Annotated in this window: 24 protein-coding genes; 10 read left to right on the top strand and 14 right to left on the bottom strand. The window is 58.1% G+C overall.

Annotated elements, in window-relative coordinates; translation table 11 throughout:
• The first annotated feature begins 204 nt into the window (after window positions 1-204).
• The 4 genes from C7436_RS08270 (at window position 205) to C7436_RS08255 (ending at window position 3,672) form a co-directional block, all read left to right on the top strand.
• A complete protein-coding gene (locus C7436_RS08270; protein WP_113880307.1) occupies window positions 205-1,098 on the top strand; it encodes a bile acid:sodium symporter family protein in 894 nt (297 codons plus the stop codon).
• A gap of 3 nt (window positions 1,099-1,101) precedes the next feature.
• A complete protein-coding gene (locus tag C7436_RS08265) occupies window positions 1,102-1,482 on the top strand; it encodes a CidA/LrgA family protein (RefSeq protein ID WP_011786507.1) in 381 nt (126 codons plus the stop codon).
• A complete protein-coding gene (locus tag C7436_RS08260; protein WP_022990872.1) occupies window positions 1,475-2,212 on the top strand; it encodes an LrgB family protein in 738 nt (245 codons plus the stop codon). The genes C7436_RS08265 and C7436_RS08260 overlap by 8 nt, the downstream gene beginning before the upstream one ends.
• A 101-nt stretch (window positions 2,213-2,313) precedes the next feature.
• Complete coding sequence (locus tag C7436_RS08255; RefSeq protein ID WP_031210004.1) at window positions 2,314-3,672, top strand: TrpB-like pyridoxal phosphate-dependent enzyme; 1,359 nt, start codon at window positions 2,314-2,316, stop codon at window positions 3,670-3,672.
• A gap of 52 nt (window positions 3,673-3,724) precedes the next feature.
• Here the strand turns inward: C7436_RS08255 and C7436_RS08250 are convergent, their stop codons facing one another.
• On the bottom strand, window positions 3,725-4,189 hold the full coding sequence (locus tag C7436_RS08250) for a hypothetical protein (RefSeq protein WP_121207415.1): 465 nt from the start codon (window positions 4,187-4,189) through the stop codon (window positions 3,725-3,727).
• A gap of 149 nt (window positions 4,190-4,338) precedes the next feature.
• Between C7436_RS08250 and C7436_RS08245 the strand changes: the two genes are divergently transcribed.
• From C7436_RS08245 to C7436_RS08235, 3 genes are read left to right on the top strand one after another with little or no spacing between them, the layout of a single operon-like run.
• A complete protein-coding gene (locus C7436_RS08245; RefSeq protein ID WP_036148083.1) occupies window positions 4,339-4,725 on the top strand; it encodes a PepSY domain-containing protein in 387 nt (128 codons plus the stop codon).
• Complete coding sequence (locus C7436_RS08240) at window positions 4,725-5,396, top strand: winged helix-turn-helix domain-containing protein (RefSeq protein ID WP_023008562.1); 672 nt, start codon at window positions 4,725-4,727, stop codon at window positions 5,394-5,396. Before C7436_RS08245 ends, C7436_RS08240 begins: the two co-directional genes overlap by 1 nt.
• Window positions 5,396-6,757 carry a sensor histidine kinase gene (locus C7436_RS08235; protein ID WP_121207413.1) on the top strand — a complete coding sequence of 454 codons (1,362 nt, stop codon included), beginning with the start codon at window positions 5,396-5,398 and terminating at the stop codon, window positions 6,755-6,757. Before C7436_RS08240 ends, C7436_RS08235 begins: the two co-directional genes overlap by 1 nt.
• On the opposite strand, the gene C7436_RS08230 is transcribed toward C7436_RS08235, so the two are convergent.
• The 4 genes from C7436_RS08230 to tmpT all read right to left on the bottom strand — a co-directional run bounded on the left by C7436_RS08230 (window position 6,724) and on the right by tmpT (window position 12,448).
• Window positions 6,724-8,283 carry a SpoVR family protein gene (locus C7436_RS08230; protein ID WP_011786500.1) on the bottom strand — a complete coding sequence of 520 codons (1,560 nt, stop codon included), beginning with the start codon at window positions 8,281-8,283 and terminating at the stop codon, window positions 6,724-6,726. The genes C7436_RS08235 and C7436_RS08230 overlap by 34 nt on opposite strands.
• Window positions 8,280-9,575 (bottom strand): YeaH/YhbH family protein, encoded by a 1,296-nt coding sequence (locus C7436_RS08225; protein ID WP_023008560.1) that lies wholly within the window; start codon window positions 9,573-9,575, stop codon window positions 8,280-8,282. The genes C7436_RS08230 and C7436_RS08225 overlap by 4 nt, the downstream gene beginning before the upstream one ends.
• Window positions 9,576-9,595: 20 nt before the next feature.
• Window positions 9,596-11,518, bottom strand: coding sequence for a PrkA family serine protein kinase (locus C7436_RS08220; protein ID WP_011786498.1), 1,923 nt, complete (start codon window positions 11,516-11,518; stop codon window positions 9,596-9,598).
• 270 nt (window positions 11,519-11,788) lie between these two features.
• Window positions 11,789-12,448: a thiopurine S-methyltransferase gene (tmpT, locus tag C7436_RS08215; protein WP_011786497.1), complete on the bottom strand. Its 660-nt coding sequence runs from the start codon at window positions 12,446-12,448 to the stop codon at window positions 11,789-11,791.
• Window positions 12,449-12,522: 74 nt separating this feature from the next.
• On the opposite strand from tmpT, the gene C7436_RS08210 reads away from it, so the two are divergent.
• Window positions 12,523-13,458, top strand: coding sequence for a D-2-hydroxyacid dehydrogenase (locus tag C7436_RS08210; protein ID WP_121207411.1), 936 nt, complete (start codon window positions 12,523-12,525; stop codon window positions 13,456-13,458).
• A gap of 125 nt (window positions 13,459-13,583) precedes the next feature.
• Window positions 13,584-14,939, top strand: a complete 1,356-nt coding sequence (locus C7436_RS08205; RefSeq protein WP_014422423.1) for a YihY/virulence factor BrkB family protein — start codon at window positions 13,584-13,586, stop codon at window positions 14,937-14,939.
• Here the strand turns inward: C7436_RS08205 and C7436_RS08200 are convergent.
• The 4 genes from C7436_RS08200 to C7436_RS08185 all read right to left on the bottom strand — a co-directional run bounded on the left by C7436_RS08200 (window position 14,922) and on the right by C7436_RS08185 (window position 19,539).
• Window positions 14,922-15,971 (bottom strand): HDOD domain-containing protein, encoded by a 1,050-nt coding sequence (locus C7436_RS08200; protein ID WP_121207410.1) that lies wholly within the window; start codon window positions 15,969-15,971, stop codon window positions 14,922-14,924. The two genes, C7436_RS08205 and C7436_RS08200, sit on opposite strands and share 18 nt — an antisense overlap.
• 90 nt (window positions 15,972-16,061) lie before the next feature.
• Window positions 16,062-17,291, bottom strand: coding sequence for a DUF445 domain-containing protein (locus C7436_RS08195; protein WP_023008557.1), 1,230 nt, complete (start codon window positions 17,289-17,291; stop codon window positions 16,062-16,064).
• A 152-nt stretch (window positions 17,292-17,443) separates the two neighbouring features.
• Entirely contained in the window at window positions 17,444-18,178 is a 735-nt protein-coding gene (locus tag C7436_RS08190) for a 16S rRNA (uracil(1498)-N(3))-methyltransferase (RefSeq protein ID WP_121207408.1), read from the bottom strand.
• Window positions 18,179-18,189: 11 nt separating this feature from the next.
• A complete protein-coding gene (locus C7436_RS08185; RefSeq protein WP_121207406.1) occupies window positions 18,190-19,539 on the bottom strand; it encodes an adenosylmethionine--8-amino-7-oxononanoate transaminase in 1,350 nt (449 codons plus the stop codon).
• 199 nt (window positions 19,540-19,738) lie between these two features.
• Between C7436_RS08185 and C7436_RS08180 the strand changes: the two genes are divergently transcribed.
• On the top strand, window positions 19,739-20,227 hold the full coding sequence (locus tag C7436_RS08180; RefSeq protein WP_011786490.1) for a DUF2505 domain-containing protein: 489 nt from the start codon (window positions 19,739-19,741) through the stop codon (window positions 20,225-20,227).
• Between the two features lie 9 nt (window positions 20,228-20,236).
• Here C7436_RS08180 and C7436_RS08175 read toward each other — a convergent pair whose 3' ends face one another.
• From C7436_RS08175 to ahcY, 5 genes are all read right to left on the bottom strand, one after another.
• Window positions 20,237-20,983 carry an amino acid ABC transporter ATP-binding protein gene (locus C7436_RS08175; RefSeq protein WP_011786489.1) on the bottom strand — a complete coding sequence of 249 codons (747 nt, stop codon included), beginning with the start codon at window positions 20,981-20,983 and terminating at the stop codon, window positions 20,237-20,239.
• Window positions 20,984-20,996: 13 nt separating this feature from the next.
• Window positions 20,997-21,668, bottom strand: a complete 672-nt coding sequence (locus C7436_RS08170; RefSeq protein WP_031210002.1) for an amino acid ABC transporter permease — start codon at window positions 21,666-21,668, stop codon at window positions 20,997-20,999.
• A gap of 71 nt (window positions 21,669-21,739) precedes the next feature.
• Window positions 21,740-22,498 (bottom strand): transporter substrate-binding domain-containing protein, encoded by a 759-nt coding sequence (locus C7436_RS08165; protein ID WP_023008554.1) that lies wholly within the window; start codon window positions 22,496-22,498, stop codon window positions 21,740-21,742.
• Window positions 22,499-22,702: 204 nt separating this feature from the next.
• Window positions 22,703-23,572 (bottom strand): methylenetetrahydrofolate reductase [NAD(P)H], encoded by an 870-nt coding sequence (gene metF / locus C7436_RS08160; protein WP_011786486.1) that lies wholly within the window; start codon window positions 23,570-23,572, stop codon window positions 22,703-22,705.
• Between the two features lie 12 nt (window positions 23,573-23,584).
• Window positions 23,585-24,979 carry an adenosylhomocysteinase gene (gene ahcY / locus C7436_RS08155; RefSeq protein ID WP_121207403.1) on the bottom strand — a complete coding sequence of 465 codons (1,395 nt, stop codon included), beginning with the start codon at window positions 24,977-24,979 and terminating at the stop codon, window positions 23,585-23,587.
• Between the last annotated feature and the right edge of the window lie 43 nt (window positions 24,980-25,022).

The raw sequence follows: 25,022 nt of genomic DNA, 5'->3' as shown, positions 1-25,022 counted from the left end.
CTCCGCCAGTCATTTGTGTTTTGGTTGTTTCCTGCAAGTATACTGATATCGGTAGGTTCACACGATCAAAACCGGGATTGGGCTCCCATCTTTTTGCAGGGTTTCACGGTTACATAATGTCGCGAAGCCGGGCTCCCGGTCAGAAGGTTCGTGTGCTAATTTCTAAGGCCATAGGAACTAACAACAAGAATATTCGGAGGCTTTGTGGAATCCAGCCCGCTGATCTCGGCAGGTTTGCCGATCGCATTGTTCATTATCATGATCGGTATCGGTATGACGCTTACCCTGAGGGATTTTCGCCAGGTGGCGGTGTATCCGAAGGGCATGGTTGTGGGCACCTTCGCCCAGATTCTCCTGATGCCGATGGTGGCGTTCGGGCTGGCTTATCTGTTCGGTGTGGCGCCGGCCATTGCCGTTGGTCTGGTGATCATCGCGGCCTGCCCCGGAGGTACCACGTCCAACCTGTTTGTGCTTCTGGCCCGGGGTAATATTGCGCTTTCCATCGTGCTGACGGTCTCCGCCAGCCTGATCACCATTCTTACCCTGCCACTGTTTACCAACATGGCGCTGCAGCATTTCATGGGCACGGAAGAGAACATCTCGCTGCCGGTGGGCAAGACCATTGCCATGCTGGTGGCTATTGTTCTGCTGCCGGTGGCCATTGGCATGCTGGTGCGAACCCGCAAGCCGGAGCTTGCGCGCAAGGCTGAGAGCCTGGTCAGCATCTTTGGTGGCATCGTGCTGGCAGTGCTGATTGTGGCGCTGCTCTATGGCGTTCGGGACCAGATGTGGGATCTGCTGAAGCAGGCAGGCCCCTCCACTATCGCTCTCAATGTCGCCGGTATCGCCCTGGGCCTGCTGGCGGGCAGGGTGGCCGGATTGACCCAGCGGGAATCCCTGGCGGTGGCGGTGGAACTCGGTGTGAAGAACGGCACCATTGGTTTGATGGTCACCCTCACGTTGCTGGAGTCCAGCACCATGTCGATTCCCGCTGCCGTTTACGGTGTGCTTATGTTCCCCATTGGATTCCTGCTGGCAATGTATGGCCGGAAGGTGATTCCCAAAAGCAACGTGGCACATGCAGGCGGGGAATCCTGATTCATGAAGTTTCTGAACGGTGTGACGTTACTGCTGGTTTATCAACTGACAGGCGAGATTCTGGTACGACTTCTCGGGCTGCCGATTCCCGGGCCGGTGCTTGGCATGGTCATGCTGTTCGTTACCTTGATGATCCGAGGTAGTGCCCCGGATTCCCTGAGCGAGGCCTCCAGCGCGTTACTGAGCCATCTGTCACTGCTCTTCGTGCCTGCGGGCGTGGGGATGATGACGCATTTCGGGCGTATAGCGGATGAGTGGTTGCCGATCACCCTGGCTCTGTTTCTGAGCACGGTGATCACCATGGTTGCCACGGCGTTGATTATGCAACTGACGACGCGCTGGTTTGTCCGTTCCGTTTCAGAACAAGGTGGGCAGCATGAATGAGCCGGGTTTGCGCGACATCTGGGTTTACCTGTCGGCGTCGCCACTGCTAGGGCTGACCATTACTCTGGTGGCCTACGGGCTGGCCTACCGGCTCTATCTGAAAACGCATTCTAACCCGCTGGCCAATCCAGTCGTTACTTCGGTGGCGATGCTGATTCTCCTGTTGTTGGCAACGGGCACCTCATACAGCGATTACTTTGAGGGCGGTCAGTTCGTGCATTTTCTGCTGGGTCCGGCAACGGTGGCACTGGCGGTTCCTCTGTATCAGCAGTTTCGCCGGCTCCGTCAACTCTGGTTGCCGGTCGCGATATCGTTGATCAGTGGGGTGGTTATTGCTGCTGGCAGTTCGGTGGGCCTGGCAAGGTTGTTGGGGGGCTCCCTGGAAATCCAGATGTCGCTGGCGCCTAAATCGGCAACGGCACCGGTGGCCATGGGTATTTCCGAGAAGATTGGTGGTTTGCCGTCGCTCACGGCGGTGCTGGTGGTGTTGACCGGAATTACCGGTGCGGTGCTGGGCACCAAACTGTTTGAGTGGTTGCGCGTGAAAGATGACACCGCAAAAGGGATTGCCATGGGCGTGGCGGCCCATGGTATTGGTACCGCCCGGGCATTCCAGGTCAGTTCCCAGATGGGCGCGTTTTCAGGCCTGGCCATGGCGCTTTCGGCATTCGCCACGGCGCTGCTCGTGCCCTGGCTGGTGGACATGCTGGAAAACTGGTTGCCCATGTAAACGCGCAGTTCTTTCCGGGGCGCCGCTGTACACTCTTTTTATGTCAGTCTGGAATGGCTATGCTCAGCCAATCATTGGCACAACATCAGGGTCTTAACACCATGCAAACCAAGTTCTTGCTCGACGAAGAACAGATGCCCAGGTATTGGTACAACCTGCAGGCGGATTTCCCCGAACCCCTGCCTGCCGTTCTCCACCCGGGAACAAAGCAGCCGGTCGGTCCAACGGATCTGGAGCCATTGTTTCCTGCGTCGCTGATTGAACAGGAAATGACCACGGAACGGGAAGTGGAGATTCCGGAGCCCGTTCGCGATGTTTATCGAATGTGGCGGCCGGCGCCCATGTTTCGGGCGCATCGGCTGGAAAAAGCCCTGGGCACCCCGGCCAAGATCTTCTACAAGTACGAGGGTGGCAGTCCTGCGGGCAGTCACAAGCCCAATTCCGCGATTCCGCAGGCCTTTTTCAACCGGGAGGCCGGTATTCGGCGTCTGACGACAGAAACTGGTGCTGGTCAGTGGGGGACCTCGCTGTCGTTTGCAGGCTCCCTGTTCGACATTGATGTGACCGTGTTCCAGGTTCGCGTGTCCTACAACCAGAAGCCCTATCGCCGTGCGGTGATGGAGACCTACGGGGCTAACTGCGTGGCTTCACCATCAGAAATGACAGAGTTTGGTCGTCGAGTGCTGGGGGAAAACCCCGACCACACCGGCAGTCTTGGTATTGCTATTTCCGAGGCGGTGGAGCTGGCCGTTCAGGATCCGCACACCAAGTATGCTCTGGGTTCCGTGCTGAACCATGTCCTGTTGCATCAGACCGTAATCGGCCTGGAGTCCATGAAACAGATGGAGATGGCCGATTGCTGGCCAGACGTGATCGTTGGGTGCACCGGTGGCGGCTCTAATTTCGCGGGTATTGCTTTCCCGTTCATGGGCCATGCGTTGAGAGGCGGGGAGAAGTCCCGGATTGTCGCGGTTGAACCCTCAGCGTGTCCGACGTTGACCCGAGGTAAATACGCCTATGACTACGGCGATACGGCACAAATGACACCACTCACCAAGATGCATACCCTGGGTTCGGGTTTTACACCGCCAGGGTTCCATGCTGGCGGCCTGCGCTATCACGGCATGGCTCCGATGGTGTCGCACGCCAAGGAGCTGGGACTGTTCGATGCTGTTTCCTACACTCAGCGCGAGTGCTTTGAGGCGGGTGTCCTGTTTGCGCGCAACGAAGGGATCGTACCGGCCCCTGAAGCCAATCATGCCGTGAAGGGTGCGATTGACGAGGCGTTGCGGTGCAAGCGCGAGGGCAAGGAGGAGGTGATCCTGTTCAACCTTTGTGGTCACGGGCATTTCGATATGGCGGCCTATACCTCGTATTTTGCCGGTGAACTGAGCGACCATGAGTACGGCGAGCAGGAGCTGGCTATGGCGTTGTCGGGGCTGCCCTCGGTCAGCGTCTGATTGAACTTGCCCCCGGTCAGGCACTGTGCCTGACCGGGTTGCGGCTTCCTGCTCACTTGTCCCTTTCGATCTTCAATGGCTCCAAGCTTCCGATCCGGAACTTCAATTCCAGTTCCGCACAGTTTTCATCATCGCCTTCCACTTCAATATCGCCATTGCGGTTGACCTTTAGTTCCTCAATAGTGGCCATTCCCTGCTGCTGAGCGGCTTTCAGATAAGAGCGCACATCGTCCGCGCTCACACCGTAGATCTCGCCTTTGGCTTTGCGGCGCTGCTCCCGGTCGATGTCGCCGTTGCCGTTCAGGTCCAGTTCCACGAACCAGTCCTGGCCCATCCAGCCTTCGAGCTCGATTTCATTATCATGGTCGTCGTCAAATTCGATGCTCTGGAAGTGGCTGATACCGTAGTTGTTGCCAACCTGAAGCATGCGGTCCGCATCGTCAAAGCTGCCTTTGGCGAAGGCTGCGGGGGCTGCGACAAGGCCGCTGATCAGCGCGATGGTCAGAGTCTTTTTCATGGTGTTCTCCTTGCTTGTCTGTGTTTGAAAAACTGCCGGTTCTGCCCGGTTGGCTACCAGCTTGAGCCCAGATTAACGGGGCAGGGCTTTCAGCATCGTGATAGGCTCATTCATGATTCGTTCATCTGGCTTTTGTCACCATAAACACCATGACCAGACCTCGTTTACATTCATCGCTGTTACCCGCAGACCGGTTTTCACGCCGGGTGTTCCGGGTATTGATGCTGACTCTGTTTGCGGTGAGCGCGCTGCCGTTTGCCCAGGTGGCCTGTGCCGATGATGACGACGACTGGCGGCGCCTGCACCACGAGGTTGAGGCCGGCCGTATCAAACCCCTGAGCGAAATCCTGGACAGCCTTGGCCGCGACTGGCGCGGAGACGTGATCGATGTAGATATCGAGAAAGACGATGGTGAGATCCTCTACGAGATCGAGTTGTTGGGCCCGGAAGGCCAGGTGGTGGAGTTTGAGATCAATGCCCGGACCGGAGAGGTTCTGGAGATAGAGGGCAGGAATATCCAGGGCATGAAACGCTGATGAAAATTCTTCTGGTGGAAGACGATGCCGCGCTGGCACAAGGGCTGGCCGGTAGCTTGCGGGATGCCGGGCTGCTGGTGGAAGTCGCCGGGGAAGGCCGCACGGCCGACTTTCTGGTGAGCACCGAACGTTACGATGCGGTGGTGCTGGACCTGGGCTTGCCGGATGGCAATGGCACCCAGTGGCTGGCCGGTTGGCGGGAGCGGGGTATTGATCTGCCGGTGCTGATTCTGACCGCCCGGGAGCGCTGGTCCGATAAAGCCGCGGGGTTTTCGGCCGGTGCCGATGACTATGTCACCAAGCCCTTTGAAACCGCAGAAATCCTGTTCCGCCTGCGGGCCCTGGTGCGCCGGTCCCATGGCCATGCCCACCCGGTGATTACCGTGGGAGACATTGCTCTGGATACCCACGCGGGGCAGGTCACCCGCTCTGGTATGCCGGTTTCACTCACGGCCCAGGAGTTCAGGCTGTTATCGCATCTGGTTCACGCCGCGCCCAGAATCGTGTCCCGCACCGAGTTGTCCGAACATGTCTATGACGGCGACCAGGAGCCAGATTCCAATGTTATCGATGTCCAGGTCAGCCGTTTGCGGCGCAAACTCGGCGCCCAGGCTATCGAGACCATCCGTGGCCAGGGCTATCGCATGAACGGCCACGGAGAACCATCCTGATGCTGACACGTCTGCGCCGCTGGCCGGTGGCGCTGCGGATGCTGGTGTCTGCTCTGGTATTGGTCCTGGTGGTGTTGCCGCTGGCTGGTACCGTATTGGCCTGGAACTTTCGCCAGACGCTGAGCCAGTCCTTTGATGAGCGCCTGTTATCGTTCCTGAATGTGGTCATTGCCGGCATTGAGTCTGACCCTCAGACCGGTGAATTGACCCCCGGCCCGCAACTGGGCGATCCGCGCTTCGAGCGGGTGTATTCCGGCTGGTACTGGCAGGTGAACGACAACAGCGGGCGGGTGATCACCTCCCGGTCATTGTGGGATCAGCGACTGCCGCAGATCAGTGGCCGGGGGCCGGACTGGGCCCAGGCCCCGGGGCCACGTGGCCAGCTTCTTCGGATAGTGGAACGGGATGTTCAGTTGCCGGCGTTCGAGGGCTGGTTGTCGGTGTCTGTGGCGGCTGACCAGGGGGAGCTGGATGCCCAGGTTGCGCGCTTCAACCGATTGCTGGTGGTTTCGCTGACCACGCTCGGTACGCTGTTGCTGGTGATGATCGGGTTGCAGATCCGCTGGGGCCTGGCACCGCTTCGGCGTCTGGAGCGGGATCTCCGGGCTATGGAGTCCGGCCAGACCCGTTCACTGACCAGTGATCTGCCCGAAGAACTCGCGCGGCTCTCCGAGGCCATGAATCAGGTGCTTGAGCGGGATCAGATACTGATTGAGCGGGGGCGCTCGGCTGCGGGCAATCTGGCCCATGCCTTGAAAACGCCGGTATCTGTGCTTACCACCCTGAGTGATCGTTTGCCGTCGGTGCAGAGAACCGCTTTCCGTACCGAACTGAGCCGCATCGATGACGCCGTGCGCCATCATCTGGCCAGGGCTTCAGCGGCCGGACCGGCCGCCCTGGGGCGTGTGGATCTTGGTGAAACCCTGGAGCCGGTGCTGTCGGCACTCAATACTCTCGCGCAACGCCGTGGCGTTACCCTCGAAAGCGACCTGGGCGATACGGGCGCGGTTCGGCTTGAACAACAGGATTTACAGGAAATTGCGGGCAATCTGCTGGAAAATGCCATCAACTGGGCGGAAAGTCAGGTAACGTTTCGGGTTGAAGGCTTGCCGGATGGTCTGGCGCTGATGGTGGAGGATGACGGCCCTGGCCTGTCTGACGCCGATATCGAGCAGGCTCTGACACGGGGCACCCGGCTGGATGAAACCCGGTCCGGTTCCGGTCTGGGCCTGGCGATCGTCAAAGAGCTGGCTGAACTGTATGGCGGCACGCTGACCCTGGCCCGATCTCCCCTCGGAGGGTTACAGGCCAGTGTACGCTTTCCATCTCACTCATCGTCCAAGGCCCGCGGCGGGCAGTGATGCTCCTCCACCAGCGTGCCTTCATCCACGCTTTCCAGGTGTACATCAAAGCCCCAGAGCCGATGTACGTGCCTCAGCACTTCATCAGTTTCGTTGCCCAGCGGCACCCGGTCTACCGGGATGTGTCGCAGGGTTAACGAACGATCACCGCGAATATCCACACTCCATACCTGAATGTTCGGCTCCCGGTAACTGAGGTTGTATTGGCGCGCCAGCTTTTCCCGCAGCGCACGATAACCGGGCTCATCGTGAATGGCGGTGACGGTGTAGTGGTCTTCCCGATCGTCGCTTTCGATGGCGAACAGCTTCAGGTCACGCATCACCTTCGGTGAGAGAAACTGCTGGATAAAGCTCTCGTCCTTGAAGTTGTGCATGGCGAAATGCAGGGTTTCCAGCCAGTCTGTACCGGCGATGTCCGGGAACCATTCCCGGTCCTCATCGGTAGGGTTTTCACAGATACGTCTAAGGTCGGTGAAGATGGAGAAACCCAGGGTATAGGGGTTCAGGCCGGAATACCATGGGCTGTTGAACGGGGGCTGGTATACCACGGCGGAGTGGCTTTGCAGGAACTCCAGCATGAAGCCATCGTTCACCAGCCCCTTGTCGTACAACCGGTGCAACAGCGTGTAGTGCCAGAACGTGGCCCAGCCCTCGTTCATCACCTGGGTCTGGCGCTGTGGATAGAAATACTGGGCCAGCTTGCGCACGATGCGTACTAGTTCCCGCTGCCAGGTTTCCAGCAACGGCGCGTTTTTCTCGATGAAGTACAACAGGTTTTCCTGAGGCTCCTCCGGGTATCGGGGCCTGCGGCGAACCGGGTCCCCGTCGTCCTCTGCTTTGGGGATGGTTCGCCACAGATCGTTGATGCGGCGTTGCTCGTATTCCTCCCGCTCCTTTTGCCGGCGGGCCTCCTCGGCGGCCGAAATCGGGGCAGGGCGCTTGTAGCGGTCTACACCGTAGTTCATCAGTGCGTGGCAGGAGTCGAGAATCTCTTCCACGGCATCCACGCCGTGTCGCTCCTCGCACTCCGACACATAATGCCGGGCAAACACCAGGTAATCGATGATGGCACTGGCGTCTGTCCAGGTACGGAACAGATAATTGCCCTTGAAGAACGAGTTGTGGCCATAGCTGGCGTGGGCAATCACCAGGGCCTGCATGGGCAGGGTGTTCTCTTCCATCAGGTAGGCGATACAGGGATTGGAATTGATCACAATCTCATAGGCCAGCCCCATCTGGCCCCGCTGATAGCCCTTGGAGGTTTGCAGAAACTGCTTGCCGAAGGACCAGTGATGATAGCCCACCGGCATGCCGACGGAGCTGTAGGCATCCATCATCTGCTCGGCGGTAATCACTTCAACCTGGTTCGGGTAAGTGTCCAGTCCGAACTCGGCGGCGCATTTGGCAATTTCCTCGTCGTATTTCTGGATCAGTTCGAAGGTCCATTCCGAACTGGTGGAAATGGGCTTACCTGCCTTGGGTTGTTCGCTCTCCGGTGCGTTCGGGCGATCAATCAGGCTGCTCATGCCGCTTTCCTCTCGAACAACTGTCGGAAGACCGGGTAAATGTCGCCAGGATCGGCAATCTGCTGCATGGCGAAGCTCTGGGGAAACTGCTCCATGATTTTCTCGTATTCGTACCAGAGCATCTGGTGATCCTGGGGCGTGATTTCGATGTAGGAGTAGTACTGAACCAGCGGCAGGATTCGCTCAGACAGCAATTTGCCGCAGATGGGTGAGTCGTCGTTCCAGTTGTCGCCGTCGGACGCCTGGGCGGCATAAATGTTCCATTCCGCTGGCGAGTATCGGGCTTCGACAATCCGGTGCATCAGTTTAAGGGCGCTGGAGACAATGGTGCCCCCGGTTTCCCGGCTGTAGAAGAACTCTTCTTCGTCCACTTCCTTGGCGCTGGTGTGGTGGCGGATAAACACCACTTCGATTTTCTTGTAGTTTTTCTTCAGGAACAGATACAGCAGGATAAAGAAGCGTTTGGCGATGTCCTTGTGCATCTGGGTCATGGAACCGGATACATCCATCAGGCAGAACATCACCGCACTGGTGGCGGGTTTGGGCTGCTTCAGGTGTTGCCTGTAGCGCAGGTCGATCTCGTCAATGAAGGGAATGCGTTTGACGTTGGCTTTCAGCCGCGCGATTTCCTCTTCCAGCACCTTGATCTGGTCTTCATGGCTGAAGGCCGGATCGAGATCGTTCGGTGCGCTTTTCAACGCCTCGAGCTGTTTTTCCAGGTCCCGGATCTTTTTCTTGCGCGCACCGCCCAGGCCCAGACGCCGGGCGTGGGCGCCCCGAAGGGAACGCACCACATCCAGCTTGGCGGGCACTCCCTGGGTGGTGAAGCCCGAGCGTACATAACTGAAGGCTTCGGTGTCCTTGAGTTTTTTCCGGGCCAGATTGGGCAGCTCCAGATCGTCGAACAGGAAGTCGAGAAACTCTTCCTGGGTAATCTGAAAGGCGAACTCATCCATGCCTTCTCCGTCCGGGCTGGCCTGGCCTTGCCCCTGGCCCTGGCCACCGCCGCTCTCGGGTTTGGGGATGGTGTCCCCGGCCACCCATTCCTGATTGCCGGGGTGCACCACCTCTCGCCGGCCACCGTGGCCATGGTGGAAGATAGGTTCGTCAATATCCCGGGCGGGAATGCTTACTTTCTCGCCCCGTTCGATATCGGTGATGGAGCGCTTTTGCACGGCATCCGACACCGCCTTCTTGATGTGGTGGCGGTAACGGCGCAGGAACCGTTCCCGGTTCACTGCGCTCTTGTTCTTGCCGTTCAGGCGCCGGTCAACAATGTGGGTCATACCCATGGTACTGCTCCCGCTGGCCGTTAATGGGATTTCCGGACGCGCAGGTACCACTCGGCAAGCAAGCGAACCTGTTTCTCCGTGTATCCACGGTCAACCATGCGTTCCACAAACTGTTTGTGCTTCTTCTGGTCTTCCTGGCTGGCCTTCGGATTGAAGGAAATCACCGGCAACAGGTCTTCGGTGTTCGAGAACATCTTCTTCTCGATCACGCTGCGCAGCTTCTCATAGCTGAGCCAGGACGGGTTCTTGCCACCGTTGTTGGCCCGGGCCCGCAGCACAAAGTTGACCACTTCGTTGCGGAAGTCCTTGGGGTTGGAAATGCCCGCTGGTTTCTCGATTTTCTCCAGCTCGTCGTTGATGGAGGAACGGTCCAGAATCTCGCCGGTTTCCGGGTCCCGGAACTCCTGATCCTGAATCCAGAAGTCGGCATAGGTGACATAGCGGTCGAACAGGTTCTGGCCGTACTCGCTGTAGCTTTCCAGATACGCCGTCTGGATTTCCTTGCCGATGAACTGGACGTAGTGGGGCGCCAGGTATTCCTTGATGAAGCGCAGGTATTTTTCCTGCAACTCCGGCTGGAACTGTTCCTGTTCGATCTGCTTTTCCAGCACATAGAGCAGGTGAACAGGGTTGGCGGCAATCTCGGTGGTGTCGAAATTGAATACTTTTGACAGGATCTTGAAGGCAAAGCGGGTAGACAGACCGTCCATGCCTTCCATCACCCCGGCAGCATCCCGGTACTCCTGGATGGACTTGGCCTTGGGGTCGGTGTCCTTGATGCTCTGGCCGTCGTATACCTTCATTTTGGAGAAGATGCTGGAGTTTTCCGGCTCCTTGATCCGCGACAACACCGAGAACTGGGCCAGCATATCAAGAGTGTCAGGTGCGCAGGGCGCTCCGGAGAGTGAGCTGTGCTTCAGTAGCTTGCGATAGATTTCAATCTCTTCAGTGACCCGCACACAGTAGGGCACCTTGACGATGTACACCCGGTCCAGGAAGGCTTCGTTGTGCTTGTTGTTGCGGAACGTCTGCCACTCGGATTCATTGGAGTGGGCCAGGATCACGCCGTCGAAGGGCACCGAGCCCATGCCCTCGGTGGTGTTGTAGTTGCCTTCCTGTGTGGCCGTCAGTAGCGGATGCAGCACCTTGATTGGTGCCTTGAACATTTCCACAAACTCCATCAGCCCCTGGTTGGCTTTGCACAGGCCGCCGCTGAAGCTGTAGGCATCCGGATCATCCTGGGAATAGTCTTCCAGCATGCGGATGTTGACCTTGCCCACCAGGGCCGAGATGTCCTGGTTGTTGTCGTCGCCCGGCTCGGTCTTGGATACACCGATCTGGTCCAGCACCGAGGGGTAACGTTTAACCACCCGGAACTGGCTGATGTCGCCGCCAAACTCATGCAGGCGCTTGACTGCCCAGGGTGACATGATGTTTTTCAGGTAGCGGCCGGGAATGCCGTATTCCTCTTCCAGAATCGGGCCGTCCTCGGCCGGGTCGAACAGGCCTAGCGGGCTTTCGTTTACCGGAGAGCCCTTGATGGCGTAGAAGGGGACCTTCTGCATCAGGGCCTTGAGTTTCTCGGCCAGGGAAGATTTACCGCCGCCAACGGGGCCGAGCAGGTAGAGAATCTGCTTCTTCTCCTCCAGACCCTGGGCCGCGTGGCGGAAGAACGAAACGATGTTTTCGACGGCATCTTCCATGCCGTAAAACTCGTCGAATTCCGGGTAACGCTTGATGACTTTGTTCGAGAAGATGCGTGACAGGCGGGGGTCACGGGAGGTATCGATCAGTTCTGGTTCGCCGATGGCAATCAACATCCGCTCCGCGGCGGTGGCGTATGCCGTTGGGTCCTTTTTGCAGATCTCCAGGTATTCCTCAAGGGAGTATTCCTCCTCCTGAGTCTGTTCATACCGGTCTTTGAAGTGCTGCAGAATGCTCATAGATGGCCCCTCGCTTACTCTTGCCTGTTATAAATTCACGCAATGTCCCCGTTGCTGTTTCGCCGCCTGTCCCGGCGGTGTGTCTGGTTAAGGAATGAATGGGATGGTGTTAAGCAGGTATACGTTATCCGGAGGTTTCCGGCCTGCTTAATCTGAGCTTAGTTCAGAGTTCGGGGGTTGGACAGTGAGCAGTCAAATTAGGTTCATTAAATTATGTTATGGGCGGTAAGCCAGACTGGACACCAGGGACTTACCGCCCATGATCTAAGGTTATTTCTTGACGAGGGTAAAAACACTCTCTGTGGCGCCGTTTCTCAGGCCCCGGCGTTTGGCAAACGGGTTGTCACGGGCCATGTCCCGTTTCAGCACCTGGTTGATCTCATAATCCTCACCATAGAGCCTGAACACTTCGTCGTCGGTAACGTTGAACGGCGGGCCCTGCATTTCCGAGCTGTCGTAATCCAGCGTGATCAGCAGGATTCTGGTGTCGTCCGGAATAATAGCGGTGAGATGATTGACATAGCTCTTGCGCATTTCCGGGGGCAGGGCGATCAGGGCAGCCCGGTCGTACACCAGGCGAATGTGTTTGAGGTCGTCCGGCACCAGCTGGAAATAATCCCCACACCAGATCTGCAGGTCGTCATGGCGGAAGGTGGTAAAGGGTTCACCCGGGTGAACGCTGGCTTTCTCCTGCGCTTCCTCGAAAAAATCCTTGCAGGCAACCTCACTTAACTCCACGCCGATAATCGGATGTCCGCGATCGTGCAGCCACCACATGTCATGGGCCTTGCCGCACAGGGGAACGAACACGGCGTCGGTGCCGTTGCCTGCCAGTTCGGGCCAGTGGTCATGCAGGTACTGATTAACCGTGCCTTCGTGGAAGCCGATTTGGTCTTTTGCCCAGCGTTCGTGCCAGAATTCGTGTTCCATGGGTAGCCTCCCGGAGATTGATCGTTTTCCTCAGTCTACCTTAATCTGTGGGGTCGATGAGTCAGGAGAAAAGTATGAAAGCCGTTTTTCTGGATGCTGCAACACTGGGCGAGGATGTTGATCTGAGTCCCATTGAAAACATTGCCGGTGGACTGACCTGCCACCCGCGCACCAACCCGGAGCAGGTGATTCAAAGAATCCAGGGCTTTGATACGGTGCTGGTGAACAAGGTGGTGCTGAACGGCGAACATTTTGAAGCCTGCCCGGAACTGAAAACCATCGCGGTGGTGGCAACCGGTCTCAATAACATCGATCTGGAGGCGGCCAAGGCCCACGACATCAAGGTAATGAACGTTACCAATTATGGCCGTTCCACCGTGGCCCAGCACACCATGGCTCTCATCCTGGCACTGGCCACCCGGCTGCTGGATTACAACCGGGGTGCCCGCAATGGCCAGTGGGCCAAAAGCGATATGTTCTGCCTGATGGACTACCCGATTATGGAGCTGGAAGGCAAAACTCTGGGCATTGTCGGCTACGGCGATCTTGGACAGGGTGTGGCGGAACGGGCAAAAGCGTTTGGCATGAACATCGTCCTCGGCTGCCGGCCCGGCCAAGAGCCTGGCGAGGTGGATGGCTACCCGCGAATTCCGCTGGATGACCTGTTGGTGCAGGCTGATGTGCTATCACTCCACTGCCTGCTGACAGAAGAAACCCGCAACATGATTGGTGCCCGGGAACTGGGTTTAATGAAGTCTTCGGCACTGCTGATCAACACCAGTAGGGGCGGCTTGGTTGATGAATCGGCTTTGGCTGACGCCTTGCGGAATGGCGATATTGCCGGTGCGGGCTTTGATGTGTTGACCGAAGAACCTCCCCGCAATGGTAACCCGCTGCTGGCAGACAATGTTCCCAAATTGATTCTGACCCCACACTCGGCCTGGGCGAGCCAGGAGGCGCGGCAGCGAATTGTGGAGATTACGGCGCGTAATCTGGCGTCGGTTGCCTGAAGTCGGGTGAAGGAAGCCCACCATCAGGAGGATTTGTCCGGGTGTACAACAAATACCCGGTTTCCGGGTTGTTTACTGACAGCTGCCTGATAAGCTTGAAGAAACACTGACAAGCAGGATGTTACGTGGCTTCCACCCAGATGAAAGAGCGGCTGCAGGCTGCTGAAGACTGGATACTGTCCAATTCCAACCCACCGCAGACCTGGCCCTGGACCTGGCTGTATAAATCCGGGCGCTCGGCTTATGCCCTGATCCGCGATGTGATCAGTGGTCAGTTGACACTGCACGCCATGAGCCTGGTTTACACCACGTTGCTCAGCATTGTGCCGCTGCTCGCCCTGAGCTTTTCCGTGCTGAAAGCGCTGGGTGTGCACCAGCGCATGGAGCCATTCCTGTACCAGTTCTTCCAGCCGATGGGCCCACAGGGTGTGGAGGTGGCTGAGCGAATCCTGGGTTTTGTCGATAATATGAAAGTCGGTGTGCTGGGCTCGGTGGGTCTGGCCCTGTTGGTGTACACCGTCATTTCCCTGGTTCAGAAAATCGAGCGCTCGTTCAACATGATCTGGCGGGTGCCGGAAATGCGCTCCATGGCGCAGCGTTTCAGTAACTATCTGAGCGTCATCATGGTAGGCCCCTTGTTGATGGTTTCGGCTATCGGGGTAACCGCCACCATCTTCTCTTCAGAAATCGCGCAGAATCTTATGGCCATCGAACCGTTTGGTTCGTTGATTGTCCTTGCCAGTCGGTTTACACCGTTTTTCCTGGTGGTGGGCGCGTTCACCTTTGTTTACATCTTTATCCCTAATACCCGGGTGAAGCTGCGCTACGCGTTTATCGCCGGGCTGGTGGCCGGCGTGTCCTGGCAGGCTGGCGGCATGCTGTTTGCCTCGTTCGTGGCCGGCTCGGCCAAGTATGCGGCCATCTACTCCGGTTTTGCGGTCGGTATCATTCTGCTGATCTGGACGTATCTGAACTGGATGATCCTGCTGCTTGGCGCCAGTCTGGCTTTCTATCTGCAAAACCCGGGGGCCGTAGCCAAGCGCCGGAATGTCCAGCTGGCGCCGGAATTGCAGGAGCGGGTAGGGCTTGCCCTGATGTGGATGGTGGCCAAGCCGTTCAGCCGCGGTGAACCGGCGCCTCAGCAGGAGTCTCTGGAGCAGCAGTTGCGGATTCCCGGCGAAGTCACCCGCAAGATCAGCGACAAGCTGATACGCGCCGGGTTGCTGAATCTGGCGGGGCGCGATGGCGATCAGCTGGTTCCAGGGCGAACACTGGATCTGATTACGGTCGGTAGCGTGCTGCGGGCCGTGCGCAAGGACGAAGACCGGGTGGTGGATCGCCTGCCTGCCGGGGCCATGCCGAGGGAACTGATCGATCTTGCGCCCACCAGTGACGATGTCAGCTTTGCCAGCCTGCTGAATGCCGGTACACCGCCCGGTGCGGATATTGTCAAAGCACCGGAGTCAGGTCCGAACCTGTGAACTTTTGCCTTCCTGGAGCATTCTGAGCAATACCGTACGTACCCTGCCCAGTTGCTCCGGGGACAGGTGCACAATGCGAATCAGATTCTCTTCTGACAGGTTTCTCTGGCGGGCATGGCGCAGCACCTCCCGGGTGCCCAGAAGCAGGCCGTCGGTCAGTGCCGAGTGCGCCTGCCGCGGCGCCGGCCGTTCTGCCGATAACAGCCAAGCATGATATTTGGGCGGCAGAGTCCAGACATTTGCCAGTAACTGACAAGTGGCCCACTGATAGCGGGCCAAGGCCAATCTCAGCAACGCCGGCTCCGGTTCACTGCCGGAGCCCCTGGTGCGGTAGATACGCCCCAGTTCCCTGCGAATGGTGATGTACGCCAATGCTGGCAGCAGGCCAACCATGAAGTGGGCGCTGGTGTCGTCCCGGTGAATCTTGGCAATCATTTCCGCCGCTCGGGCGCAGGTCAGGCCCCAGCGCCAGGATCGTTGGGCGAAAAGTGCCTCGCGGCTGTTTCGGGCCGCCATCATAGGCCGCATAACCGCCGCCGCAATCACGTTCCGGATGCCGTCCACACCCAGCACGAACACCGCCTGGTCAACGGATTCTATGACGTGTTCACTCGGGCGGAAGTAGGGGCTGTTGGCCACCTGGAGCAACTGGTCGGTCAGTGACGGGTCACTCAGAATGATGCGGGTTAGCTCTTTGCGTTCGGTGGCTTCATTGGACAGTGCTCGCATCAGCATGGGTAAACTGCCAGGCTTCCTGGGCAGTTCTTCCATTTCGTTCATTTGCAGGCGCCGCTCGAGCTCGGCCAGTTCCTTTTCGCCACTATCTGTGCCGGCACGAAGGCGCGCGGGTTCCACATCAAGCAGCCAGGTGAACAGGTGGTCTTCCAGTTGGCCAACAATGTCGCCTTCATCGTTGCTATTGCCGGGCTGGCTGGTGCTGGAAGGATTAAAAAGCCGGGTTTCGGAGGCAGCCTGTGGGACGGATTGAGTGCTGTTGAACAGGCCTGATATCCAGGAAAATAAGCCCGGCATCCCTTGCCTCCGCATAGCGTGTATAAAGAATGGACTGGTTATCTGGCCAGTATAGTAGCGTAATGCAACCCTGCACAGCCCTGACAACGATCAGAAAAAGGACTCGCCAAAGACAAAGACCAGTTGGCACACACCGGCCACCAGACCCAGGAAGGCGCCCACCAGGATCAGTTTGATCTCGTCTTCCTGGAAGCACGGGCGCAGCAGATCCTGGAATTCTTCCGAAGACAGGGCATTCATCCGCTCCACCATGATGGACTCCACCGCCCGGGCACGGTCTCGCTCGAACACGGGGTTGTTGAAGGAACTCTGGGATATCGCGATGGCTTTTTCACCCACCTGATTTTTCAGGGTGGCAAAACCCGTGGGGCCGAATGCCATCTGGGTCAGGGCCTTGCCCATGCCTGCGGTTTCATCCACCAGCGGTTTGATGTGCTTTTTCACCATGTTGCGGGCGCGGTCACCTTTGGGTCCTTCGAGGATGGCATTGATGATGTTGCCCACGGTCAGTATCTCGTGGGTCACGATATGACAGAAGGATTCTGCCACTTCTGGCTGGCGCTTGAGGAACAGGCCCTGGATTCGCAGAGGGCCGACCTTGTGTTCATGCAGGGGCCGGAAGATTACATTCAGCGCAATCCAGTTGGTGGCCCAGCCCACAAGGAGCCCGAACAGAGGCAACACCCAGATGGCCGGGTACAGGTACCACACGCCCATCTGGATAATGCCGAACAGAAAGCCGAAGTAGAGGCCGGAATTGATGATGAAGCGGAACTCCACGTCACCGCACTCCAGAAATATCCGGTTGAGCAGCTTTTTATCCCGGGCCAGGCGCTCGATGACCATGCCTTTGATGTCGAGCAGGTCTTCAATATTGTCGGAGATGTCTTCGACCAGGTTGTCGACCAGTTGCGGGGTGGATTTGCGTACCCGGTCGTAGACCATTTTGCGGGCCGAGGCCGGCAGGTTTTCCCAGAAGGTGGGGTATTCCCGCAGCATGAGTTCGTCGACATATTCCTCAATGCGTGGGTCGACGGTGTAGATGATGTGGGCGGCCAGGACTTTGGGGTCGATCTGTTCGAAGATTTCCTGAACGGTACCGATTTTGGCAATGGTGGCATCCACGCTTTTGGCGGCCATTTTGCGGGCTTTGGAGGGGATGATGCCCTGCCAGCCCAGAAGCGGCGGCTTGCCGATGAACTCCAGTGGATAGAAGGTCATTTTGATGGCGAGCCAGTTGGTGCTCCAGCCGATGAGGGCGGCGATCACGGGGATGCTGAGGTATTGCCAAAATTCCGGATTGGTAAGTAGGTTTATCATCCTGGGCTCTTAATTGTTTTCTTGGGTGCAGGCGCCCATACAAGGTGGCATTCCCGCCCACTTTTTGTCAGACAAGATAATGTTGTGCACCGACAGCTCTGTCAATGACTGGGGTGCCAGGACGTGACGCCATGAATAGTCACCCGCCTGTCTCAGGAGCCGATATCCCCCCAGAGCCACTGGCACAGGGCGATGGCGGCAACCGGTGCGGTTTCGGTGCGCAGTACCCGGGGGCCCAGGGCAACAGGCAGAAAGCCGTGACTTTCGGCCAGGGCGATTTCTTCGGCGGTCAGGCCGCCCTCGGGGCCGATCATCAGGGCGATGCTGGAGGGCTTTTCGAGGGTGTTCAGGGACCGTTCGGTGCGATGGTGTAGCACCAGGCGCAAGTCGCAGGCACGCGCGTGTTCCAGCCACTGTTGCACGGTCATAACCGGCTGTATGTCGGGAACCCGGGCACGGCCGCACTGTTCGGCGGCGCTGATGGCAACCTGTTGCCAGTGACGAAGACGCTTGTCTTCCCGGTCGCCTTTGAGTTTGACGTCACAGCGTTCGGTGGTCAGTGGCACGATTTCGCTCACGCCCATTTCCACCGCTTTTTGTACGGCGTAGTCCATGCGGTCGCCCTTGGACAGGGTCTGTGCCAGTACTACTCTGAGGGGCGATTCTGTTTCGTTTTCAGCGGCTTCCGTGACTGCCACCTGCACGTGTTTCTTTCCGGCTTCGGTAATGGTGGAGTGATAGTCCTGACCGTCACCGTTGAAGAGCAGAAGTGCCTGGCCTGCCTGCATGCGCAGGACCCGGCCTACATGGTTGGCGGCGTTGTCGTCCAGCTGGCACTGGCTGCCGACAGCCAGGGGACTGTCGGTGAAGATGCGCGGGATTCTCATGGCGGCGGTTCTCAGTCCTTGACCGCGATTTCGATGCCTTCGGTGGCCACCTGAGCCAGATGGCGAATCTGTTCTTCGGTGATCACGTAGGGCGGCATGAAGTACAGCACGTTACCCAGGGGGCGCAGCAAAGCCTGGCGGGTGAGTGAATGCTTATACACTCTGATGCCGCGGCGTTCCTGCCAGGGGAACGGGGTTTTGCTGGCTTTGTCTTTGACCATTTCAATGGCCATGGTCATGCCGTGCTGGCGGATGTCGCCCACGTTCGGGTGGTCGGCCAGATGGGCAACGGACTCGGCCATACAGCGGGCCAGCTGGCGGTTGTTTTCGATGACGTTCTCATCCCGGAAGATGTCGAGCGTGGCGAGGGCGACGGCGCAGCCAATGGGGTTGCCGGTGTAGCTGTGGCTGTGCAGAAAGGCGCGCATGGTTTCGTAGTCGTCGTAGAAGGCGTTGTAGACGTTGTCGGTGGTGAGCACCACGGACAGCGGCAGATAGCCGGCGGTCAGTCCTTTGGACAGGCACATGAAATCGGGGGTGATGCCGGATTGTTCACAGGCGAACAGGGTACCGGTACGGCCAAAGCCGACGGCAATTTCATCCGCGATCAGGTGCACCCCGTAACGGTCGCAGGCTTCCCGCAGTTTGGTGTGGTAAACCGGGTGGTGCATGCGCATGCCACCAGCGCACTGGATCAACGGCTCCACCACCACAGCGCAGATTTCGTCGTGTTTCTCGGCCAGCAGTTTGTCCATGGCCTCGAACTGGCGCAGGGCGTACTCTTCATCGGTTTCGCCGGGCTCTTTGTTGTAGGCGTCCGGTGAGGGGGCGGTCAGCACTTCCATCAGCAGCGGCTGGTAGGTGTCCTTGTAAAGGGCCACGTCGCCCAGGGCCAACGCGCCCAGAGTTTCGCCATGGTAGCTGTTGCTGAGGTTTACGAAGTTCTTCTTGCCCGGTTTGCCGTGGTTTTTCCAGTAGTGGTAACTCATCTTCAGAGCGGCTTCGATGGCCGAGGAACCATTGTCGGCATAGAAACACTTGTTCAGGCCTTCCGGTGTTACCTCGATCAGCCGCTCTGACAGATTAACCACTGGCTCATGGCTGAAACCGGCCAGAATCACATGTTCGAGCTGGCCGATCTGTTCCTGAATGGCGGAGTTGATGCGCGGATTGGCGTGGCCGAACAGGTTAACCCACCAGGAGCTGACGGCGTCGATGTAGCGGTTGCCCTCAAAGTCCTCCAGCCAGACACCTTCGCCCCGTTTGATGGGGATCAGGGGCAGGGTTTCGTGGTCTTTCATCTGGGTGCACGGGTGCCACACGGATTTGAGATCCCGTGCGACCAGATCGGCATTGCGCATTGTAGTCTCCTGTCAGCTCCCGGGCCGTTTGTTCGGTTTGTTAAAATCCTCACATGATACTTGCCCGGGCCATCGCTTAACAGCGCCAGAATGTGAACCAATCGGTCTGGCTTGCTTGCCCGGTTTGCTTGCCCGCCCGGCCAATGTTGCCACGCTGGGCGGCCGCAACAATAGGGGTAAGACAGGTTCGGAGGTAATCATGGAACTCAATCTGGAGCACCCCTACGAGCGGGGGCTTGATCAGGTGATCGAGCGTTTCTTCGATGAGGCGCATATTCGCAACAAAAACGAGCAGTTGGGCGCCCGCAATCTCAGGGTGACCGAGCTGAAAAAGGACGAAATGTCGGCCAAACTGGTGATCGAGCGGGAAATGACCGCCTCGGCACCGGTGCCGGGTGTGCTTTCCGGTTTCCACCGGGAATGGAACCGGGTGCGGCAGGAAGAGCACTGGTTCCGCAAAGACGATGACGAGTGGCACTGCGAGTTTCGGGTGCGTATTGACGGCGTGCCGGCGAAGATCAAGGGCGCGATGCGGCTGTTGGGCAACGGCGACCGTTGTATCAACTACGTGAGCCTGTCGGTGCTGTGCGAGGTGCCGTTTCTGGGCCGGAAGATTGCGAAGTTTCTGGCGGATGACTCCCACGCCAAGATTGAACGTGAGTATGACGTCATCCGCCAGTTGCTTTAAACGCGAGGGTCAGTGAGCCAGTACCCGGGACAGGAATGCCTGGGTGCGCTCATTCTGAGGGTTATCGAACACCTCGTCGGGTTTGCCTTCCTCGACAATCTGGCCTTCGTGAATGTAGATCACCCGGTCGGCCACCTCGCGGGCAAAGCCCATTTCATGGGTGACGACCATCATGGTCATACCTTCTCTGGCCAGCTCCCGCATGACATCCAGCACTTCCCCGATCATTTCCGGGTCCAGCGCTGACGTGGGTTCGTCGAACAGCATCAGCCTGGGTTCCATGGCCAGAGCCCGGGCGATGGCCACCCGCTGTTGCTGGCCGCCGGATAGCTGGCTGGGGTATTTGTCGGCCTGGTTGCCGATGCCTACACGCTCCAGCAGGCGTTCGGCGGTGGCGTTGGCAACCACTTCGGCCGTTCTTTTCACCTTCATGGGCGCCAGCATGATGTTCTTTTTCACCGTCAGATGCGGGAACAGGTTGAACTGCTGGAACACCATGCCCACTTCCTTGCGGATTTCCGCCAGGCTGTTCTGATTTCCGCCTTTCGGGGCCAGAGGGTGGTTATCCACCTCAAGCGACCCGGATTCGTATTCTTCCAGGCCATTCACGCAGCGAATCAGGGTGGATTTGCCGGAGCCACTGGCGCCGATGATCACCACCACTTCGCCCTGTTCCACGGTCAGGTCGATATCCTTGAGGACATGCAGTTTGCCGAAGTATTTGTTCATGCCCTTCATTTTTACAATCTGTGTCATTGCTCGGGCTCCTTCAGGCAGACGCTACACCACGGCGCTCAAGCAGCCGCAGGATCAGTGACAGGGACAGCGTAATGGCCAGGTACATGATGGCCACCACAAAATACACCTCGAACGCGGTGAAGGTATTGGCAATGTACACCTGGCCCTGGCGTACCAGTTCGCCCACGCCGATGACCGAGAACAGTGAGGTGTCCTTGATGCTGACGATGGCCTGGTTGCCCAAAGGCGGAATCATGCGCCGGAAGGCCTGGGGCCAGACAATGTTCCAGAAAGTCTGGGAGCGTGACAGGCCCAGAGACAGACCGGCTTCGGTCTGGCCTTTGTCAATGGACTGCACGCCACCACGGACGACTTCGGAGATATAGGCACCGGAGTTAAGGGCGATCGCGGCAATACCGGCTGTCAGCGGGTCGATCGGGCCGCCAACCAGGTCGGGCAGGCCGTAGAAGATAAACAGCACCTGTACCAGGATGGGGGTGCCGCGGAAAATCTCGATGTAGGCAGTGGCGGGCCAGCGCAAGAACCAATTCTTGTTGATGCTGAGCAGGCCGAACACGATGCCCAGAACAAAACCGATGGCCAGGCCACCGAAGGAAATCATCAGGGTGTAGGGAATACCCTTGGCCAGGTAGGGAATGGAATTGATGGCCGCCTGCCAGTCAAACTGAAACTGGAATTCCACAGTGTGTTTCTCCGTTGGGTTGGGAGGAATCGGCCAGGGCATTGTGTGCCCCGGCCGGTTCGAGTGGCGGGTTATTTGTCTTCAGGCATGGGGCCGAACCATTTTTCATAAATGGTCTTGTAGGTGCCGTCTTCCTTGATTTCTGCCAGGGCTTCGTTAACCGGGCCGACCCATTTACTGCCGTTTTTCAGGGCAATACCGTACTGCTGGCCTTCATACAGGGGGCCGACGGTCTTGACCTTGCCTTTGCCACGGGTGCTGGCGAAGTAGCCAACGTTTGGGGCATCGTAGAAAACCGCATCAACGGCACCGGACATCAGCGCCATGTACATGTCCGAGCTGCCGGGGTACGGCGTTACACCGTCGTTGTCGTCCAGGCTTTTCATCAGGAAGTCATAGCTGGTGCTGCCAATCTTGGTGCCGACTTTCATGCCTTCCAGGTCCGACATTTCATCAACATCGCCGTTGTTCTGGCTCACCAGGATACGCAGACCGGAATCGTAGTAAGGATCGGAGAAATCGACGATTTCCTCGCGTTCATCGGTAATGGTGATGCCGGCGATGGCAATATCCACGTTGCCGGTTTGCAGGGCCGGGATAATGCCGTTGAAGTCCATGGTGTTGAGGTCGTAATCAAAGCCTGCACGTTCGGCGACTTCGGCAATGATCTCCATATCGAAACCGATCATTTCTCCGGTTTCCTGGTCCATCATTTCAAACGGGACGAAGCTTGGGTCGGTGACCACGCGCAGGGTCTCTGCGCTGACTGAGGTTGCGGCTACAGATAGTGCCAGACCAGCACCCAGTGTTTTCAGCCATTTCGTGCTCATGCTTTCTCCTTTCTGTTTTTTATGCCCCGTCTGCCCGGTAAGGCAGTCTGTGAAAGCACTCTTTGTGGCCGTGCATCACAGGGAGCGTTGATGGGGATGCATCAGATACAGTTTAGACTATGGAGACAGGATTTGCAGGAAATCAGGCGGTTATGAAAGGAAAGAGGGGCCGGAGCCCCTCTCTGCAGCGGCCGGGAAGGCGTGTCAGAACGCGATTTTCTCCCGGTCGCTGATGCCCAGATTCTTCCAGATGGAAAGGCTGGGTTCAGCCTGGTTCAGAGTATAGAAGTGCAACCCTGGAGCCCCGGCCTTGAGCAGTTTTTGGCACATTTCAGTGACCACTTCCTCACCGAACTTGCGGATGCTGTCCGTGTCGTCACCGTAGGCTTCCAGCTGCTTGCGGATCCAGCGCGGGATCTCCGCGCCGCACATGTCCGAGAACCGCACCAGGCTGGAGAAGTTGACGATGGGCATGATGCCCGGTACCACCGGAATGGTGACGCCCATCTGCTCCAGACGGTCGATGAAGTAGAAGTAGCTGTCGGCATTAAAGAAGTACTGGGTGATGGCGCTGTTGGCACCGGCCTGTACTTTCCGTGCGAAGTTCTTCAGGTCTTCTTCGGCGTTGCGGGCCTGAGGGTGAAACTCCGGGTAAGCGGCCACTTCCAGATTGAAGTGATCGCCGCTGTGCTGCCGGATAAATTCCACCAGTTCGTTGGCGTAACGCAGTTCACCGGAAGCGCCCATACCCGATGGCATATCGCCGCGCAGGGCAACGATCCGGTTGATGCCGTTCTCTTTATACACATCCAGCAGCTCGCCGATTTCTTCCCGGGTACCCCCCACGCACGAGAGGTGCGGTGCCGTGGAGATGCCCTGCTGGTGCAGGTTCAGCACAGTCTCGATGGTGCGGTCCCGGGTGGAACCGCCCGCCCCGAAGGTGACCGAGAAGAAATCCGGGTTCACCTCGGCCAGCTGGTTACGCACCGCCTGCAGCTTCTCCTTGCCCTGATCGGTCTTGGGCGGGAAAAACTCGAAACTGAAGCGGCGTTTGAATTGCTTCTGGGATTCCATGTTTGTGTCCGATTAGTACCTGTAGCTTTCCGGCTTGTACGGGCCTTCGACCGGTACACCGATGTATTTCGCCTGGTCCGGAGTCATCTTGGTGATCACGCCACCAAAGCCTTCCACCATGGCGCGGGCCACTTCCTCGTCCAGCTGCTTGGGCAGAACCTGAACGTAAACGCCCTTGGCCTTGGAATCTTCCGGCAGATCGGCAAACTTGCGCTCGAACAGATACATCTGCGCCAGCACCTGGTTGGCAAAGGAGCCGTCCATGATACGGGACGGGTGACCGGTGGCGTTGCCCAGGTTTACCAGGCGGCCTTCCGACAGCAGGATCAGGTGGTCGTTGCTGGCCTTGTCGCGGTAGATCACGTGCACCTGTGGCTTGACCTCGTCCCACTCCCAGTTCTTGCGCATGTAGGCGGTATCGATTTCGTTATCGAAGTGCCCGATGTTGCATACCACGGCGCCGCTCTTCAGCGCTTTCAGCATGTTGGCATCGCACACGTTGACGTTACCGGTGGTGGTTACCAACAGGTCGGTGTTGGCCAACAGATCCTTGTTGATGCCCTGCTCGGTACCGGTGTTTACGCCGTCAATGTATGGGGACACAACTTCAAAACCGTCCATGCAGGCCTGCATGGCGCAGATCGGATCTGCTTCGGTGACTTTGACGATCATGCCTTCCTGACGCAGGGACAGGGCGGAACCCTTGCCTACGTCGCCGTAGCCGATGACCAGGGCCTTTTTGCCAGACAGCAGATGGTCGGTGGCGCGCTTGATCGCATCATTCAGGCTGTGACGACAACCGTACTTGTTGTCGTTCTTGGATTTGGTCACCGAGTCGTTGACGTTAATCGCCGGGATCTTGAGGGTGCCGTCACGCAGCATTTCCTGCAGGCGGTGCACGCCGGTAGTGGTTTCCTCGGTTACGCCGTGGCAGTTGGCGATCACCTGCGGGTATTCCTTGTGCAGCAGCTCGGTCAGGTCGCCGCCGTCGTCCAGGATCATGTTCGGCTCCCAGCCGTCTACGTCCGCACCGACGGTCTTGTGCAGGCACCACTCGTATTCCTCGTCGGTCTCGCCTTTCCAGGCAAACACGGGGATCCCTTGCGCAGCGATGGCGGCTGCGGCCTGATCCTGAGTGGAGAAGATGTTGCACGAGGACCAGCGTACGTTGGCGCCCAGTTCGACCAGGGTTTCGATCAGCACGGCGGTCTGGATGGTCATGTGGATGCAGCCCATGATGTTGGCGCCTTTCAGCGGCTGCTCCGCTTTGTACTTCTCGCGCAGTTTCATCAGGGCGGGCATTTCGCCTTCGGCGATCTTGATTTCCTTGCGGCCCCAGTCGGCGAGGGTGATGTCGCGGACTTTGTAGTCCTGGAAGTCATTCAGTTTTTCGGCCGGAGTGCTCATGGTGTTCTCCTGTCAGTTTGGTTTGGGCGTATTCGGTGAAATG

Origin of the sequence: Marinobacter nauticus, from assembly GCF_003634635.1 — a bacterium.
In the GTDB taxonomy this organism is placed as follows: domain Bacteria; phylum Pseudomonadota; class Gammaproteobacteria; order Pseudomonadales; family Oleiphilaceae; genus Marinobacter; species Marinobacter nauticus.
This window is presented reverse-complemented; position numbering and strand designations above follow the sequence as displayed.

Coding starts and splice junctions, on each gene's coding strand:
- C7436_RS08220 (WP_011786498.1), bottom strand. CDS start 11,518: ATGAGCATTCTGCAGCACTTCAAAGACCGGTATGAACAGACTCAGGAG.
- C7436_RS08210 (WP_121207411.1), top strand. CDS start 12,523: ATGAAAGCCGTTTTTCTGGATGCTGCAACACTGGGCGAGGATGTTGAT.
- tmpT (WP_011786497.1), bottom strand. CDS start 12,448: ATGGAACACGAATTCTGGCACGAACGCTGGGCAAAAGACCAAATCGGC.
- C7436_RS08190 (WP_121207408.1), bottom strand. CDS start 18,178: ATGAGAATCCCGCGCATCTTCACCGACAGTCCCCTGGCTGTCGGCAGC.
- C7436_RS08195 (WP_023008557.1), bottom strand. CDS start 17,291: ATGATAAACCTACTTACCAATCCGGAATTTTGGCAATACCTCAGCATC.
- C7436_RS08180 (WP_011786490.1), top strand. CDS start 19,739: ATGGAACTCAATCTGGAGCACCCCTACGAGCGGGGGCTTGATCAGGTG.
- C7436_RS08185 (WP_121207406.1), bottom strand. CDS start 19,539: ATGCGCAATGCCGATCTGGTCGCACGGGATCTCAAATCCGTGTGGCAC.
- ahcY (WP_121207403.1), bottom strand. CDS start 24,979: ATGAGCACTCCGGCCGAAAAACTGAATGACTTCCAGGACTACAAAGTC.
- C7436_RS08265 (WP_011786507.1), top strand. CDS start 1,102: ATGAAGTTTCTGAACGGTGTGACGTTACTGCTGGTTTATCAACTGACA.
- C7436_RS08240 (WP_023008562.1), top strand. CDS start 4,725: ATGAAAATTCTTCTGGTGGAAGACGATGCCGCGCTGGCACAAGGGCTG.
- C7436_RS08255 (WP_031210004.1), top strand. CDS start 2,314: ATGCAAACCAAGTTCTTGCTCGACGAAGAACAGATGCCCAGGTATTGG.
- C7436_RS08260 (WP_022990872.1), top strand. CDS start 1,475: ATGAATGAGCCGGGTTTGCGCGACATCTGGGTTTACCTGTCGGCGTCG.
- C7436_RS08245 (WP_036148083.1), top strand. CDS start 4,339: ATGACCAGACCTCGTTTACATTCATCGCTGTTACCCGCAGACCGGTTT.
- C7436_RS08225 (WP_023008560.1), bottom strand. CDS start 9,575: ATGGGTATGACCCACATTGTTGACCGGCGCCTGAACGGCAAGAACAAG.
- C7436_RS08250 (WP_121207415.1), bottom strand. CDS start 4,189: ATGAAAAAGACTCTGACCATCGCGCTGATCAGCGGCCTTGTCGCAGCC.
- C7436_RS08200 (WP_121207410.1), bottom strand. CDS start 15,971: ATGCCGGGCTTATTTTCCTGGATATCAGGCCTGTTCAACAGCACTCAA.
- C7436_RS08175 (WP_011786489.1), bottom strand. CDS start 20,983: ATGACACAGATTGTAAAAATGAAGGGCATGAACAAATACTTCGGCAAA.
- C7436_RS08235 (WP_121207413.1), top strand. CDS start 5,396: ATGCTGACACGTCTGCGCCGCTGGCCGGTGGCGCTGCGGATGCTGGTG.
- metF (WP_011786486.1), bottom strand. CDS start 23,572: ATGGAATCCCAGAAGCAATTCAAACGCCGCTTCAGTTTCGAGTTTTTC.
- C7436_RS08165 (WP_023008554.1), bottom strand. CDS start 22,498: ATGAGCACGAAATGGCTGAAAACACTGGGTGCTGGTCTGGCACTATCT.
- C7436_RS08230 (WP_011786500.1), bottom strand. CDS start 8,283: ATGAGCAGCCTGATTGATCGCCCGAACGCACCGGAGAGCGAACAACCC.